The following is a 14,804-nucleotide window of genomic DNA, read 5'->3' as shown; positions in this document are numbered from 1 at the left end:
CATGATGGGACCCGACTCCCGGTCCATGGACTTCAAGGGCTCGGGGAAGCGGCTGCTCGGGCAGTTCCGGCCGGAGCGGGCCACGATGTACGGGATGCTCACCGCGGTGGTCCTGAGCGTCGCGATGTCCGTGCTCGGGCCGAAGATCCTCGGACACGCCACGGACCTGGTGTTCGCGGGCATCGTCGGGCGGACCATGCCCGAGGGCGAGTCCAAGGGCGAGGCGATCGAGCGGCTGCGCGAGCACGGCGAGGGCGGCATGGCCGACATGCTCACCGGCCTCGACTTCACGCCGGGCCAGGGCATCGACTTCGGCGCGGTCGGCGAGGTGCTGCTGCTCGCCACGGCCGTGTTCGCGGTGGCGGGCCTGATGATGACCGTGGGCACCCGCCTGGGGAACCGCGCCATCAACCGCACCGTGTTCCGGCTGCGGGGCGACGTCCAGGCGAAGATGTCGCGCCTGCCGCTGTCGTACTTCGACAAGCGCCAGCGCGGCGAGGTGCTCAGCCGGGCCACGAACGACATCGACAACATCAACCAGACGCTCCAGCAGACGCTGGGGCAGCTCATCAGCTCGCTGCTCACGATCGTCGGCGTCCTGATCATGATGTTCTGGATCTCGCCGCTGCTCGCGCTCGTCGCCCTGGTGACGGTGCCGCTGTCGTTCGTCGTGGCGACGAAGGTCGGCAAGCGGTCGCAGCCGCAGTTCGTGCAGCAGTGGAAGTCCACCGGACAGCTGAACGCGCACGTGGAGGAGATGTACACCGGGCACACCCTGGTGAAGGTGTTCGGCCGCCAGGAGGAGTCGGCGAAGGCGTTCGCCACGCACAACGACGCGCTGTACGAGGCGTCGTACAAGGCGCAGTTCAACAGCGGGCTGATGCAGCCGCTGCTGTTCTTCATGTCGAACGTGAACTACGTCCTGGTGGCCGTGGTCGGCGGTCTGCGGGTCGCCTCCGGCGCCCTGTCGATCGGTGACGTCCAGGCCTTCATCCAGTACTCGCGGCAGTTCTCGATGCCGCTCACGCAGGTCGCGTCGATGGCGAACCTCGTGCAGTCCGGCGTCGCGTCCGCCGAGCGGATCTTCGAGCTCCTCGACGCCGAGGAGCAGGGGCCCGACCCCGTCCCCGGCGAGCGCCCCGCCGAGCTGCGCGGCCGCGTGGAGATGGAGCACGTGTCGTTCCGCTACGCCGAGGACAAGCCGCTGATCGAGGACCTGTCGCTCGTCGTGAAGCCGGGCCACACCGTCGCCATCGTCGGCCCCACCGGCGCGGGCAAGACCACGCTCGTGAACCTGCTCATGCGGTTCTACGAGGTCACGGGCGGCCGCATCGCGCTGGACGGCACGGACATCACGAAGATGACGCGGGACGAGCTGCGCGGCGCCATCGGCATGGTCCTCCAGGACACCTGGCTGTTCGGCGGCAGCATCGCGGACAACATCGCGTACGGGGCCGCCGGCGAGGTCACCCGCGAGCAGATCGAGGAGGCCGCGCGGGCCGCGCACGCCGACCGGTTCATCCGCACCCTGCCGGACGGCTACGACACGGTCATCGACGACGAGGGCACGGGCGTCAGCGCGGGCGAGAAGCAGCTCATCACCATCGCGCGGGCGTTCCTGTCCGACCCGGTGATCCTGGTCCTCGACGAGGCGACCAGCTCGGTCGACACCCGCACCGAGGTGCTCATCCAGAAGGCCATGGCGCGGCTCGCGCACGGGCGCACGTCGTTCGTGATCGCGCACCGCCTGTCCACCATCCGCGACGCCGACACCATCCTCGTGATGGAGGACGGGGCGATCGTGGAGCAGGGCACGCACGACGCGCTGCTCGCCGCGGGCGGGACGTACTCCCGCCTGTACGCCGCTCAGTTCGCCCAGGCCGTGGCGGAGGTCGGCTGACCTCAGTCCAGATAGCCGCGCAGCTGGTCCGCGAAGGCGTGGTCCCGCAGCTTGTTGAGGGTCTTGGACTCGATCTGGCGGATGCGTTCGCGCGTCACGCCGAAGATCCGGCCTATCTCCTCCAGGGTGCGGGGCCTGCCGTCCGCGAGGCCGTAGCGCAGCTGGACGACCTTGCGCTCGCGCTCGCCGAGCGTGGAAAGGACGGCCTCCAGGTGCTCGCGCAGGAGCAGGAAGGCGGCCGACTCCACGGGGCTCGCCGCGTCGCCGTCCTCGATGAGGTCGCCGAGCGCCACGTCGTCCTCCTCGCCCACGGGCGCGTGCAGCGACACCGGCTCCTGCGCGAGCCGGAGCACCTCGCTGACGCGCTCGTGCGGCAGGTCGAGGTGGGCGGCGACCTCCTCGGGCGTCGGCTCGTACCCGCGCTCCTGGAGCATGCGGCGCTGCACCCGCACCACCCGGTTGATCAGCTCGACGACGTGCACCGGCACGCGGATGGTGCGGGCCTGGTCGGCGAGCGCCCGGGACATGGCCTGGCGGATCCACCAGGTCGCGTACGTGGAGAACTTGTAGCCGCGCGCGTAGTCGAACTTCTCGACCGCCCGGATGAGGCCCAGGTTGCCCTCCTGGACGAGGTCGAGCATCGTCAGGCCGCGCCCCACGTACCGCTTCGCCACGGACACCACGAGGCGGAGGTTCGCCTCGATGAGGCGGCGCTTGGCCATGCGGCCCGCGACGACCAGCTTGTCCAGGTCGAGGGCCAGCTGGGAGTCCAGGTCGGGGGTGCCGGCCAGCTTCTCCTCGGCGAAGAGCCCGGCCTCGACGGCGCGGGCGAGCTCGACCTCCTCGGCGGCGGTGAGCAGGGGGATGCGGCCGATCTCGCGCAGGTACTGGCGGAACAGGTCGGAGGAGGGGCCGCCGGTATCGGCCCGGCCGCGCGGGCTCGGCAGCTCGATCGTCTCGACGATGGTCTCGGCGGGCTCGGCGGCCTCGGGGGCCTCGGGGGCTTCCGCCCCGGGCGCGGGCGGGTCGGCCAGGCGTTCGTCCGGCGTGAGCTCCGGGTGCCGGGTGCCACGGCTCTGCGGCGGCACGGTCGTGATGACGTCGGCTTCCGCCTCCACGTCCGCGCTCGGCGCGGTGTCGGTGTCGGTGAGGGTCTGGGTCTGCACGGGGGCGACCTCCAGGGTGATCGCTGCTGAGGCGGGTGGCAGCGGTACAACGGGACCGGCGTCGACGGCCTCGCCGCTGTCCGTCCCGAACACGATGTGTGGAACCGCGGAATCGTCGGACCCACAGGCACTGTCTGCGGTCCGGCCGCGCTCCGAGGACTCAGGCACCGCCCCCCAGTGTGGAGTACGACACACGGCCGCCACGAGGGGCGTGCGGTGACTTTTTGAGTCCGGTCCGTAACCAGTCGGTTACCCCGTGCGGGGCGCCCCAGACCCACCCCTTCCCGATCCGGGGGCCGCCGCCCCGGGGCCCCCGCCCCCGTCGGCGCGAGGCGCCCGTCAGAGGGCCGCCGCGCCCCGTTCGCGCAGGGCGCGGGCGTACTGCTGGAGGACCCACAACTCGTTCTGGACGTTGGTGAGTTGCTGGGGGTCGCCGTGGCCGCCGCTGAGGCGGGTGAAGGTGCCCTGGACGTCGCGGATGCGCCGGTCGACGGCCCGCAGCCGCACGGTGACCAGCTGCTCCCCCGCGTACGCCTCGTCGACCGTGCGGCGCATGATCGCCTCCACGGCCAGCTCCGTGACCATGGCGCGGACCGCGTCGTCGGGGGCGGCGTCGCGCACGCGCACGAGGTACTCCTGCGGGTCCTGGGCGCCGAACTCGGCGCCCCCCGCCTCCATGACGGCCTGGCGCACGGCCGCGTACGGGGCGGCCGTGAACTCGTCCACGCCGTACGCGTCGAAGGCCGGGGAGACCAGGTCCGGGCGCTGGAGGGCGAGCTTGAGGAGCTCGCGCTCGGTGGCGTAGACGGGGTTGCGCAGGTTCAGGGCGGGCCCCGACGGGGCCGCGGGCGCGGCCTGGGCGACCGCCGCCGGGCCGCGGCCCGGCGCCGGGCCCTTGCCGCCGCGGTCCCGCGCCCAGCGGGCGAGCTGTGCGACGCGCTTGACGACGAACTGCGTGTCGAGGATGCCGAGCATGCCCGCGAGCTGCACGGCGACCTCGTGCTGCGCGCCGCTGTTCTTGATGCGGGCGACGACGGGCGCGGCCTCGTCCAGGGCGGCGGCGCGGCCCGCGGGGGTCTCCAGGTCGTAGCGCGCGACGATCTGGCGGAGCGCGAACTCGAAGAGGGGCGTGCGGGGTTCGACCAGGTCGGTGACCGCGGAGTCGCCCTTGGCCAGGCGCAGGTCGCAGGGGTCCATGCCGTCGGGCGCGATGGCGATGTACGTCTCGGCGGCGAACTTCTGGTCGTCCTCGAAGGCGCGCAGGGCCGCCTTCTGCCCGGCCGCGTCGCCGTCGAACGTGAAGATCACGCGGGCCGAGCCGTTGTCCATGAGCAGCCTGCGGAGGATCTTGATGTGGTCGCCGCCGAAGGCGGTGCCGCAGGTCGCGATGGCCGTGGTCACCCCGGCGAGGTGGCAGGCCATGACGTCCGTGTAGCCCTCGACCACGACGGCCCTGCTGGACTTGGCGATCTCCTTCTTGGCGAGGTCGATGCCGTACAGGACCTGGGACTTCTTGTAGATCGGGGTCTCGGGCGTGTTCAGGTACTTCGGGCCGTTGTCGTCGTCGCGGAGCTTGCGGGCGCCGAAGCCGACGACCTCGCCGCCGATGTCGCGGATCGGCCACATCAGCCGGCCCCGGAAGCGGTCGATGGGGCCGCGCCTGCCTTCCTGGGAGAGGCCGGAGAGGGTCAGCTCCTTGTCGGTGAAGCCCTTGCCGCGCAGGAAGCGGGTGAGGTGGTCCCAGCCCGCCGGGCTGTAGCCCACGCCGAAGTGCGCGGCGGCGGCCTGGTCGAAGCCGCGCTCGGCGAGGAACTTGCGGCCGATCTCCGCCTCGGGGGACTCCAGCTGGGCCGTGTAGAACTCGGCGGCCGCCTTGTGCGCCTCGACCAGGCGGATGCGCTCGCCGCGCTGGTGGGAGGGGTTGTACCCGCCCTCCTCGTAGCGCAGGGTGATGCCCGCCTTGGCCGCGAGGCGCTCCACCGCCTCGGAGAAGGTGAGGTGGTCGACCTTCATCACGAAGGTGAGGGTGTCGCCGCCCTCCTGGCAGCCGAAGCAGTGGAAGAGGCCCTTGCTGGGGCTGACCTGGAACGACGGGGACTTCTCGTCGTGGAAGGGGCACAGGCCCTTGAGGTTTCCGCCGCCCGCGTTGCGCAGCTGGAGGTACTCGGACACCACGGCGTCGATCGGGACCGCGTCCCGAACCGCCTTCACATCCTCGTCATTGATCCGCCCAGCCACGCCGAAATTCTACGGCCCGGCGGCGACACTCCTGCCCTCGCGGTGCGCCCCGGACCCACCCCTTCCCGATTCCGGGGCTCCCGCTCCTCGAACGCCGGAGGGGCTGGAAGATCCAGTCCCTCCGGCGTCCGGCCGTCAGTCGAGCAGGGCCGTCAAGGGGCGGGACGGGTCCGCCAGGGCGTCGGGGTCCGGGCGGGTGCCGGACCTGATGAGCTTCTGGATGGTCTCCGTGACGTCCCACACATTGACGTTCATCCCGGCGAGGACCTGCCCCTCGCTCAGCCAGAAGGCGATGAACTCGCGCTTGCCCGCGTCACCGCGGACCACCACCTGGTCGTACGTGCCCGGGGGCGCCCAGCCCGAGTACTCCAGGCCGACGTCGTACTGGTCGGAGAAGAAGTACGGCACGCGGTCGTAGGTGACCTCCTTGCCGAGCATGGCGCGGGCGGCGGCCGGGCCGCCGTTGAGGGCGTTGGCCCAGTGCTCGACGCGCAGGCGGGTGCCGAAGAGCGGGTGGCGGACGGCGGCCACGTCCCCGGCGGCGTAGACGTCCGGGTCGGAGGTGCGCAGGCTGAGGTCCACGGCGATGCCGCCGCCGTCCGCGCGGTCGACGAGGGCGAGGCCCGCGGACTCCGCGAGGGCGGTGCGCGGGGCGGCGCCGATCGCGGCGAGCACGTCGTGCGCCGGGTGCTCCTCGCCGTCGTCCGTGCGGGCGGCGAGGACCATGCCGTCCTGCCCGGTGATCTCGGTGAGGCGGGCCCCGAAGTGGAAGCGGACGCCGTGCTCGGCGTGCAGGTCGGCGAACATCTGGCCGACCTCGGGGCCGAGGACGGAGTGCAGCGGGGTCGGCTCGGGCTCGACGACGGTGACCTCCGCGCCGTACTCCCGTGCCGCCGCGGCGACTTCGAGGCCGATCCAGCCCGCGCCCGCGATCACCAGGTGGCCGTTGTCGCGGCCGAGGGCGGCCAGGACGTGGCGGAGCCGGTCGGCGTGGGCGAGGCGGCGCAGGTGGTGCACGCCCGCGAGCCCGGTGCCCGGCACGTCGAGACGGCGGGGCTCGGCCCCAGTGGCCAGAAGCAGCTTGTCGTAACGGATGACGGTGCCGTCGCCGAGCCGGACGGTGTGCGCGGCACGGTCTATGGCGACGACGGTCTGGCCGAGGTGCAGCTCGACGTCCGCCTGCGCGTACCACGCGGGCTCGTGGACGAACACGCTGTCGCGGTCCTCCTTGCCGAGGAGGTACCCCTTCGAGAGCGGTGGGCGTTCGTACGGGTGGTCGCGCTCGTCCCCGATGAGGATCACCCGGCCGGTGAAGCCCTCGGAGCGCAGCGTCTCCGCCGCTTTCGCACCCGCGAGACCTCCTCCGACGATGACGAACGTCTGATCCGCGTCGACCACTTGATGCCTCCTCGAAACCTTTAAGTCCACTGGGAGAGTCCCGCACGCAGCGTGAGGGCGGAAGGGGCTGTACCCCAATCCGGCCACTTTCCGTCACATCCTGTGGTCACCTCCCCGGTCACTCACCACTGTGCGCGTTCCGGAACGATCCGGTGAGCCGCGCGTGCAGGGAACGGGCGGCGGCGTCCGTGAGCGACGCGATCTGGTCGATGACCACGCGCTTGGCGGCGCGGTCGTCGGGCGCGGCGTCGTACAGGGCGCGGAACTGGGGGTCGAGGCCCTCGGGGGCGCGCGCGGCGAGCGCCTCGGCGAGCTCGGCGACGCAGACGCGCTGGTCGGCGCGGAGCCGGGTCTGGGCGGGGCGCTGCATCACATAGCGGTCCGCGACGGCCTTGAGGACGGCGCACTCCAGGCGCGCCTCGCGCGGGACGACCAGCTCGGCGGCGTAGCGCGTGAGGGGGCCCGTGCCGTACCGCGCGCGGGTCGCGGTCTCGGCGGCGAGGCAGAAGCGGCCGATGAGCTGGCTGGTGGCGTCCTTGAGACGGGCCTGGGCGACGGCGGAGCCGTCGTAGCCGTGCGGCCACCACTCCTGGTCCTGGAGGCGGTCGAGGGCCGCGGCGAGCTCTTCGGGGTCGGTGTCCGCGGGGACGTAGCGGCCGATGGCGACGGCGTACACGTCCCGGCGCTCGGGCTCGGCGCGCAGCGCCTTCGGATCGATGTGGCCCGCGTGCAGGCCGTCCTCCACGTCGTGCACCGAGTACGCGACGTCGTCCGACCAGTCCATGATCTGCGCCTCGAAGCAGGTGCGGTGGCCGGGGGCGTCCGCGCGGACCCAGTCGAAGACGGGCCGGTCGTCCTCGTAGACGCCGAACTTCACGGAGTCCGGCTCGGTGGGGTGGGCGCCGCGCGGCCAGGGGTACTTGGTGGCGGCGTCGAGGGCGGCACGGGTCAGGTTGAGCCCGACGCTGACCAGGTCGCCGGTGTCCGCGCTGAGCACGAAGCGCTTGGGCTCGATGCGGGTGAGCAGGCGCAGGGACTGGGCGTTGCCCTCGAAGCCGCCGCAGTCCTGGGCCAGGTCGTTCAGGGCCTGTTCGCCGTTGTGCCCGAAGGGCGGGTGGCCGAGGTCGTGGGAGAGGCAGGCGGTCTCCACCAGGTCCGGGTCGCAGCCGAGGGCGGCGCCCAGCTCGCGGCCGACCTGGGCGCACTCCAGGGAGTGGGTCAGGCGGGTGCGGGCGCTGGCGTCCCAGGCCTGGGACGGGGTCTCCCCCGTGCGGGCGAGGCCGCGGACCTGGGGAAGGGTGCCGGGCGTGACGACCTGGGTCTTGCCGGCGAGGCGGCGCAGCGCCGCGGAGTGCAGGACGCGCGCGCGGTCCCGCTGGAAGGCGGTGCGCCCCGGCCGTTTGTCGGGCTCGGGGGCCCAGCGCTCGGCGGCGGCTTCGTCGTAGGCGGAGGGGTCCGCCGTGTGCTCGGTCCGGGCGTGCGGTGCGGTGCCTGCCATGCCCCGACAGTAGACGCAGGCGCCGACGGGGCGCGCCGCGGCCCCGTCAGGCGGGCGCCGGGCACAGCGGCGGCGCCGGGGCGCGGTCGGCGGAACGCGCCTGGTCGTAGCGGTGCAGCAGGAGCGCGGCGAGGGCCGGGTGCGCGCCGAGCGGGGCGGCGGCGAGCCACGGCGTGGCGGCGGCGGCCTCGGTGGCGAAGCGGCCGGGCGCGGTGAAGTACGAGGCGACGGCGACGCGGCCGGCCCCGGCGGCGGTGAGGGCGCGCACGGCGGCGGGCACGCCGGTGGGGGTCGCGGAGGTGGGCGCGGCGTAGCCGGGGACGACGGGCACGCCGAGGCGGCGGGCGAGCAGGGCGGCGGCGCGGCGCGTGTCGGCGGCGTACGCGGGGTCGCGGGAGCCCGCGGCGGCGAGGACGACGCCGTGACCCTCGGTGGCCGCGGTGGCCGCGGTGGCCGGGGGCCAGCCCGCCTCCAGGAGCCGGGCGTGCAGGACCGCCGTGAGCAGCGGGTGCGGGCCCAGCGGGGCGGCCACGCGCGAGCGCGGGTGCGCGGCGGCCGCGGCGGGGAGGTCGTGCCGGGCGTGGTGGCCGTTACTGAGGAGGAGCGGTACGAGGACGGCGGGCCCGGCCCCCGGGGAGCGGAGGGTGTCGCTCAGCAGGGGGCGGGTGAGCTCGATGTGGGCGAGGCGGACGTCCAGGCCGGGGCGGTGGGCGCGGACCGCCGCGAGCAGCGCGGTGGCGGTCGCCAGGGCGCGGGGGTCGCGGCTGCCGTGCGCCACGGCTATCAGGGCCGGGGCCTGGCTCTCGGTGGGGCGGGGCGGTGTCATGGGGTGAGGGTGGCGGGGGCGGGTTGCCTTGCTGTTGCGGAACGGTTTCTGGCGGGGGCGCCCTGGGCGAGGGCGCCCTGGGCGGGGCCTTCCCACCCGCCCACCCGTGGCTCCCCGGCTTCGGTCGCCCGGCCCCGGCGCTCCGCGCTGCCGCTGGTGCCCCGCCGTGCCCGCCGCTGCCGCGACGGGAATCTCCCCACCCGCCCACCCGTCACGCCCCAGCTTCGCCCGCCCGGCCCCGACGCTCCGCGCTGCCGCTGGTGCCCCGCCGTGCCCGCCCACCCCCAGCCTCGCCCGCCCGGCCCCGGCGCTCCGCGCTTTCCCTCCGCGTTCCTCACAAACGCCCCAGCGTCTCGTGGAGGTCCCCGTACCGGAGGCGTAACCCGCCGTGGGCGGGCGGGAAACACGGGCGGGGGAAGGTGGCGGGCATGCAGCCCTCCCCTCCCGTTCAGGGCGCCGTGTCCGGTGTCGTCACGCCCACCCACTGTCCGTACTGCGCGCTCCAGTGCGGCATGGGGCTCGCGCGGGACGGCGGAGGCGGTGGCGTGCAGGTGGTGGAGCGGCCCGCGTTCCCCGTCAACGGGGGTGCGCTGTGCGGCAAGGGCCGTACGGCGCCCGAGGTGCTCTCCTCCCGGGTGCGTCTGACCGAGCCCCTCGTCCGGTCCCGCGTCACGGGCGGGCTCGTACCGGCCACCTGGGAGGAGGCCCTGGGCCGCGTGGCCGAGGGGCTCGCCCGGGCGCGCGCGGCGCACGGCGCGGACGCGTGCGGGGTGTTCGGCGGGGGCGGGCTCACCAACGAGAAGGCGTACGCGCTCGGCAAGTTCGCGCGGGTGGTGCTCGGGACCTCGCAGATCGACTACAACGGGCGGTTCTGCATGTCGTCCGCCGCGGCGGCGGGGCAGCGGGCGTTCGGCCTCGACCGGGGGCTGCCGTTCCCGCTGGCGGACGTGGCCCGCACCGGGTGCGTGCTGCTCGTCGGCTCGAACCTGGCGGAGACGATGCCGCCCGCGCTGCGCCACCTGACGGAGATGAGGAACAACGGCGGCACGCTGGTCGTCGTCGATCCGCGCCGCACCCGCACCGCCGAGCAGGCCGATCTGCATCTGGCGCCGCGCCCCGGCACGGATCTGGCGCTCGCCCTCGGTCTGCTGCACCTGGTGGTGACCGAGGGGCACGTCGACGAGGAGTACGTGGCCGCGCGCACCAGCGGCTGGGCCGGGGCGCGGGCGGCGGCGATGGCGCACTGGCCGGAGCACGTGGAGCGGATCACGGGGGTGCCGGTGCCCCGGCTGCGTGAGGTCGTACGGCGGTTCTGCGGGGCCGAGCACGCCATGGTGCTCACCGCGCGCGGCCCCGAACAGCAGGCGAAGGGCACGGACACGGTGTCCGCGTGGATCAATCTGTGCCTGGCGACGGGCAGGCCCGGGCGGCCGCTGTCCGGGTACGGCTGTCTGACCGGGCAGGGCAACGGGCAGGGCGGCCGTGAGCACGGTCAGAAGGCCGACCAGCTGCCGGGCTACCGCAAGCTGACGGACCCCGCGGCGCGGGCGCACGTGGCGGCGGTGTGGGGCGTGGACCCGGACTCCCTGCCGGGGCCCGGACGTTCGGCGTACGAACTGCTCGACGCGCTCGGCGGGGACGTGCGGGCGCTGCTGCTCATGGGCTCCAACCCGGTGGTGTCGGCGCCCCGGGCCGCGCACGTGGAGGAGCGGATCAGGTCGCTCGACTTCCTGGCGGTCGCGGACGTGGTGCTCTCGGAGACCGCCGCGCTCGCCGACGTCGTGCTGCCGGTGACGCAGTGGGCCGAGGAGACGGGCACGGTGACGAACCTGGAGGGCCGGGTGCTGCTGCGCCGCAAGGCGGTGGACCCCCCGCCCGGGGTGCGGACGGACCTCGACGTCCTGCACGGACTCGCTGCCCTGCTCGGCCACGGGAAGGGGTTCCCCACCGATCCGGAGGAGGTCTTCGACGAGCTGCGGCGAGCCGGCGCGGGCGGCGTCGCGGACTACGCGGGCATCACGTACGCACGCCTCGCGGAGGGCGACGGCGAGGGGGTGTTCTGGCCCTGCCCGGAGACCGCGGACGCGGGGGCCGCGCACCCCGGGACGCCCCGGCTGTTCCTGGAGCGGTTCGCCACCGCGGACGGGCGGGCCCGGTTCGTGGCGGTGTCGCACCGGGAGGCCGCCGAGGAGCCGGACGCGGAGTACCCCGTGGTCCTCACCACGGGCCGGGTGCTCGCCCAGTACCAGTCGGGGGCGCAGACGCGGCGCGTGGCCGAGCTGAACGCCGCCGCGCCGGGGCCCTTCGTGGAGCTCCATCCGCGGCTCGCGGCGCGGGTCGGGGTGGCCGACGGGGAGCCGGTCGCCGTGGTGTCGCGGCGCGGCCGGGCCACCGCGCCCGCGCGGGTCACGCCGGGCATCCGGCCCGACACGGTGTTCATGCCGTTCCACTGGCCCGGCGAGGGGCGGGCCAACGTCCTGACCCACCCCGCGCTCGACCCGGTGTCGCGGATGCCGGAGTTCAAGGTGTGCGCGGTCCGCCTGGAGGCGGTGGAGGCGCCGGCGGGGCCGGGGTGACCCAGGTGCCGCCGCGCAGCGGCTCCGCCGTGGCCCGCAGGCGTGCGGCCAGGGGCGGGGCCGCCACGTACACCCAGGCCCGCGCCGTGCTGCCGTCCTCACGGACGACGGCGAGCGCCTCGCGGAGGTAGAGGCTGCGGGGGTCGCCGGGGACGTACTCCTCCAGGTGGTCGAGGTCGGCGAGCAGCCGCCCGTACGTCTCGGGGCGCGCGGTCACGAGGTCGCCGTGGACGGGGCCCGCGCCGGGGGTCCGGACCGCGTACGGGTAGCCGGGTCCGGCGTAGAGGACGGCGTCGGGGAGCAGGGCGGGCGCGCGGGTCAGGACGCGTCCGGAGAGGAAGGCGTGGTTGCGCTCGCCCGGGCGCAGCGTCCCGTACACGAAGAACGGCAGGCGCTCGGTCACTCGGCGGTCTCCTCCGCGACCCAGCCCAGATAGGCCGCGCTGCCCCGGGTCACGGGGGTGGCGATGATCTCCGGCGTCTCGTAGTCGTGGGCCTGGAGCAGCCAGGACTCCAGGGCGGCGTACCGCTCCTGCGTCGTCTTCAGGAACACCTGCCACTCGCGGGCCGTCTCCACGGCGCCGTCCCAGCGGTAGACGGAGGTGACGGGGCCGTTGATCTGGGCGCAGGCGGCGAGGCGGGCCTCGACCGCGGCGCGCGCCAGGGTGTCCGCCTTGTCGGCGGTGTCCGTGGTGGTCAGGACCAGCAGGAAGGCGGGCGTGCTCGGTTCCGTCACGGCGTGTGCTCCTTTCGTACGGGAAGGCCCCGCGCGTCGTACGGGAAGGCCCCGGGCGCGGGCGAAGGCCTGTGCGCTGGGGAGGCTACCGGCCTGGCCGAAGGTCCCGAGCTGGGGTTTTTCCCAGCTTTGGCGATGGCTGTTACACAACCTCCCGGTTTCTGTGATGCGTCCTTCCTAGCGTCGACCCCGGGTGGCCGGTCCCGTGCCGCACTCCCGGTGCTTCCCCGGGCCGGCCGCCGCCCAGCCTCCCTCGTCCATCGGTCCCGTCATGACTCTGCGTCTCCGCCTCCTCCTGGGCGTGCCCCTGGCCGTCCTGGCCGTCGTCGTGCTCTGCGCCTGCGGGTCGACGGGCGGCCTCGACGCGTCCGAGCCCGCGCCGCCGGTGTCGGTGCAGCCGAGCCCGAAGCCGCTGTGGCCCGGCTGGTCCGGTGCGACGCCGTCGGCGCCGGGCGCCGAGACCGCGACGAAGCTGCCCCCGCCCGAGCCGCTCGACGGCCTCGGCGAGCTCGGGCCCGGCGGGCTCGCCAAGCTCGACGTGCACGAGCTGCTGCGCGCGGACCCGCGCCTCAGGCCGCTCGCGGACCGGCCGATGATCGACAAGCCGGGGCGCTCCGGGATCCGGCCGCCGGTGCTCGTCGACCTGTCGGGGGACGGCAGGCCCGAGCTGCTGCTCGCGATCGACCTGGAGAGCGGGCGCAGCGCGGTCGTCGTCTACGCCGAGCGCGGCGGCAAGGTCTACCCGGTGCTGTTCACCGCGGGCAAGCGGATCGCCGTGGAGGTGCTCGGCACCGATCTGCTGGTGCGCAGCCCGTGCGCCGACGGCGGCGAGCAGGCCGTGCGCTACCACTGGGACGGCAAGCGGATGTCGACGGTCAGCGACACCAAGAGCTACCGGAAGCCGGACCGCTCCCCCGGCCGCGGCGGGGACGACTCCCCGTCGACCAGGCCGTCGTCCGAGCCGTCGTCCACGCCGTCGTCCACGCCCTCCGCCCGCCCGGGAACCCGCCCGTGACGCCCGGACAGGTCGACGGCATGGACGGTCGCGCCTTCGACAAGGGCGGCGCCGCTGCCGAGAGCCGCGCCGCCGAGCAGGGCGGCGTCCCCGAGCAGGGGGGCGCCCCCGCGAAGGGCCGTGCTCGCGCGCGGTGGCTCGTGCGGGCCCCGCGGCGCGTGCTCGCTCCGCTCAACACGCTCGGCCTGCGGTGGAAGATCGCCGCGCTGCTCGCCGCGGGCTGCGCGGTCGTGGCCGTGGCGATCGGGCTCCTCATCCACCAGGCGCGGCTCGACCAGGTCGGCGCGAGCGCGCGCTCCGGGGCGACCGCGCAGCTGGTGCGGGTGCGGCAGCTGTACGAGCTGACGGGCCAGGTCGACCAGGACGGCACCCGGGACGGCACGCGCGCCGCCCTCGACGCGCCGGGCCTGCCGGAGCCGCTGCGCGCGGCGGCGCTCGCCGGGCGGCGCGGCACGTACCTCGACATGGAGTCGGGCGACCCGGCGGTGTGGGCGGCGCGCCCGGTCGGCGACCGGGTCCTGTCCGTGCGGCTGCCGCTGCGCGAACAGGCGGACGAGATGGCCGAGTTCGACCAGCAGCTCCTGGTGTCCGGCGCGGTGGTCGTCGCGCTCGCCGCGCTCGGGGGCGCCGCGCTCGCCAGCAGGCTCAGCCGTGATCTGCGGGCCGCGGCCGCCATCGCCCGCCGCATCAGCCAGGGCGACCTGGACGCCCGCATCGGCCATCCGCTGCCGCCCGGCTTCCGGCACGGCAGGAACGAGGTCGCCGACCTGGCGACGGCCGTCGACACCATGGCCGCGACGCTCCAGCGGCGCCTGGAGGCCGAGCAGCGGTTCACCGCGGACGTGGCGCACGAGCTGCGCACCCCGCTGACCGGGCTGCACACCGCCGCCGAGCTGCTTCCGCCGAGCCGCCCCACGGAGCTGGTGCGCGACCGGGTGTGCGCGCTGCGCGCGCTGACGGAGGACCTCCTGGAGGTGGCGCGGCTCGACGCGGACGTGGAGCGGCCCGACCTGGACGTGCACCCGCTCGGCACGCTCGTCGAGGGCATGGCCCAACGGGGGCTCTTCGCGGGGCAGTCCACGGACCGCGGCGTACGGTTCGCCAGCACCGGGGAGCAGCTGGTGCGGACCGACGCGCGCCGCCTGGAGCGGATCCTGGCGAACCTCGTCGGCAACGCACGGCGGCACGGCGGCGACCCCGTCGACCTCAGCGTCGACGGGGCCGTGGTGACCGTGCGCGACCACGGGCCCGGCTTCCCCGAGCACCTGCTGCGCGAGGGCCCGCAGCGGTTCGAGACCGGCGCCCGCGAGCGCGGCCAGGGCACCGGGCTCGGCCTGACCATCGCGCTCGGCCAGGCCGCGGTCGTCGGCGCCACGGTGGAGCTGGCCAACGCGCCGGACGGCGGCGCGGTCGCGGTCGTCCGGCTGCCTCAGGCGTGAGCGGCGCACGGGG

The 14,804-nt window shown here is 74.8% G+C and carries 11 protein-coding genes; 4 read left to right on the top strand and 7 right to left on the bottom strand.

Translation table 11 applies throughout. The features are described from left to right. The first annotated feature begins 1 nt into the window (after position 1). Complete coding sequence (locus AC5WAM_RS27925) at positions 2–1,900, top strand: ABC transporter ATP-binding protein (protein WP_366793556.1); 1,899 nt, start codon at positions 2–4, stop codon at positions 1,898–1,900. 2 nt (positions 1,901–1,902) lie between these two features. Here AC5WAM_RS27925 and AC5WAM_RS27920 read toward each other — a convergent pair whose 3' ends face one another. The 5 genes from AC5WAM_RS27920 to AC5WAM_RS27900 form a co-directional block, all read right to left on the bottom strand. Next, complete coding sequence (locus tag AC5WAM_RS27920) at positions 1,903–3,234, bottom strand: RNA polymerase sigma factor (protein WP_495519192.1); 1,332 nt, start codon at positions 3,232–3,234, stop codon at positions 1,903–1,905. A 171-nt stretch (positions 3,235–3,405) separates the two neighbouring features. Next, a complete protein-coding gene (dnaG, locus tag AC5WAM_RS27915; RefSeq protein WP_366793554.1) occupies positions 3,406–5,304 on the bottom strand; it encodes a DNA primase in 1,899 nt (632 codons plus the stop codon). A 135-nt stretch (positions 5,305–5,439) separates the two neighbouring features. Continuing rightward, entirely contained in the window at positions 5,440–6,702 is a 1,263-nt protein-coding gene (locus tag AC5WAM_RS27910; protein WP_495519191.1) for an NAD(P)/FAD-dependent oxidoreductase, read from the bottom strand. A gap of 118 nt (positions 6,703–6,820) precedes the next feature. After that, positions 6,821–8,200: a deoxyguanosinetriphosphate triphosphohydrolase gene (locus AC5WAM_RS27905; RefSeq protein WP_366793552.1), complete on the bottom strand. Its 1,380-nt coding sequence runs from the start codon at positions 8,198–8,200 to the stop codon at positions 6,821–6,823. Positions 8,201–8,246: 46 nt separating this feature from the next. Continuing rightward, a complete protein-coding gene (locus AC5WAM_RS27900) occupies positions 8,247–9,026 on the bottom strand; it encodes a sirohydrochlorin chelatase (protein WP_495519190.1) in 780 nt (259 codons plus the stop codon). Positions 9,027–9,454: 428 nt separating this feature from the next. Between AC5WAM_RS27900 and AC5WAM_RS27895 the strand changes: the two genes are divergently transcribed. After that, positions 9,455–11,602 carry a molybdopterin oxidoreductase family protein gene (locus AC5WAM_RS27895; protein WP_495519189.1) on the top strand — a complete coding sequence of 716 codons (2,148 nt, stop codon included), beginning with the start codon at positions 9,455–9,457 and terminating at the stop codon, positions 11,600–11,602. Here the strand turns inward: AC5WAM_RS27895 and AC5WAM_RS27890 are convergent. Together AC5WAM_RS27890 and cutA are read right to left on the bottom strand one after the other, a co-directional pair. Further along, positions 11,547–12,005, bottom strand: a complete 459-nt coding sequence (locus tag AC5WAM_RS27890; protein ID WP_495519188.1) for a gamma-glutamylcyclotransferase family protein — start codon at positions 12,003–12,005, stop codon at positions 11,547–11,549. The genes AC5WAM_RS27895 and AC5WAM_RS27890 overlap by 56 nt on opposite strands. After that, the gene (cutA, locus tag AC5WAM_RS27885) at positions 12,002–12,337 is read right to left on the bottom strand and encodes a divalent-cation tolerance protein CutA (RefSeq protein ID WP_495519187.1); all 336 of its coding nucleotides are present in this window, start codon (positions 12,335–12,337) and stop codon (positions 12,002–12,004) included. Before cutA ends, AC5WAM_RS27890 begins: the two co-directional genes overlap by 4 nt. Positions 12,338–12,608: 271 nt before the next feature. Between cutA and AC5WAM_RS27880 the strand changes: the two genes are divergently transcribed. Next, positions 12,609–13,352: a hypothetical protein gene (locus tag AC5WAM_RS27880; protein ID WP_495519186.1), complete on the top strand. Its 744-nt coding sequence runs from the start codon at positions 12,609–12,611 to the stop codon at positions 13,350–13,352. Further along, positions 13,349–14,791 carry a sensor histidine kinase gene (locus AC5WAM_RS27875; protein ID WP_495519185.1) on the top strand — a complete coding sequence of 481 codons (1,443 nt, stop codon included), beginning with the start codon at positions 13,349–13,351 and terminating at the stop codon, positions 14,789–14,791. Before AC5WAM_RS27880 ends, AC5WAM_RS27875 begins: the two co-directional genes overlap by 4 nt. Positions 14,792–14,804 lie beyond the last annotated feature (13 nt).

Source organism: Streptomyces sp. JLYT201 (assembly GCF_059448825.1).
Note: the sequence above shows the minus strand (reverse complement) of the source record. Positions and strands in the feature narration are given on the sequence as shown.

Coding starts and splice junctions, on each gene's coding strand:
- AC5WAM_RS27905 (WP_366793552.1), bottom strand. CDS start 8,200: ATGGCAGGCACCGCACCGCACGCCCGGACCGAGCACACGGCGGACCCC.
- AC5WAM_RS27900 (WP_495519190.1), bottom strand. CDS start 9,026: ATGACACCGCCCCGCCCCACCGAGAGCCAGGCCCCGGCCCTGATAGCC.
- AC5WAM_RS27880 (WP_495519186.1), top strand. CDS start 12,609: ATGACTCTGCGTCTCCGCCTCCTCCTGGGCGTGCCCCTGGCCGTCCTG.
- AC5WAM_RS27895 (WP_495519189.1), top strand. CDS start 9,455: ATGCAGCCCTCCCCTCCCGTTCAGGGCGCCGTGTCCGGTGTCGTCACG.
- AC5WAM_RS27925 (WP_366793556.1), top strand. CDS start 2: ATGATGGGACCCGACTCCCGGTCCATGGACTTCAAGGGCTCGGGGAAG.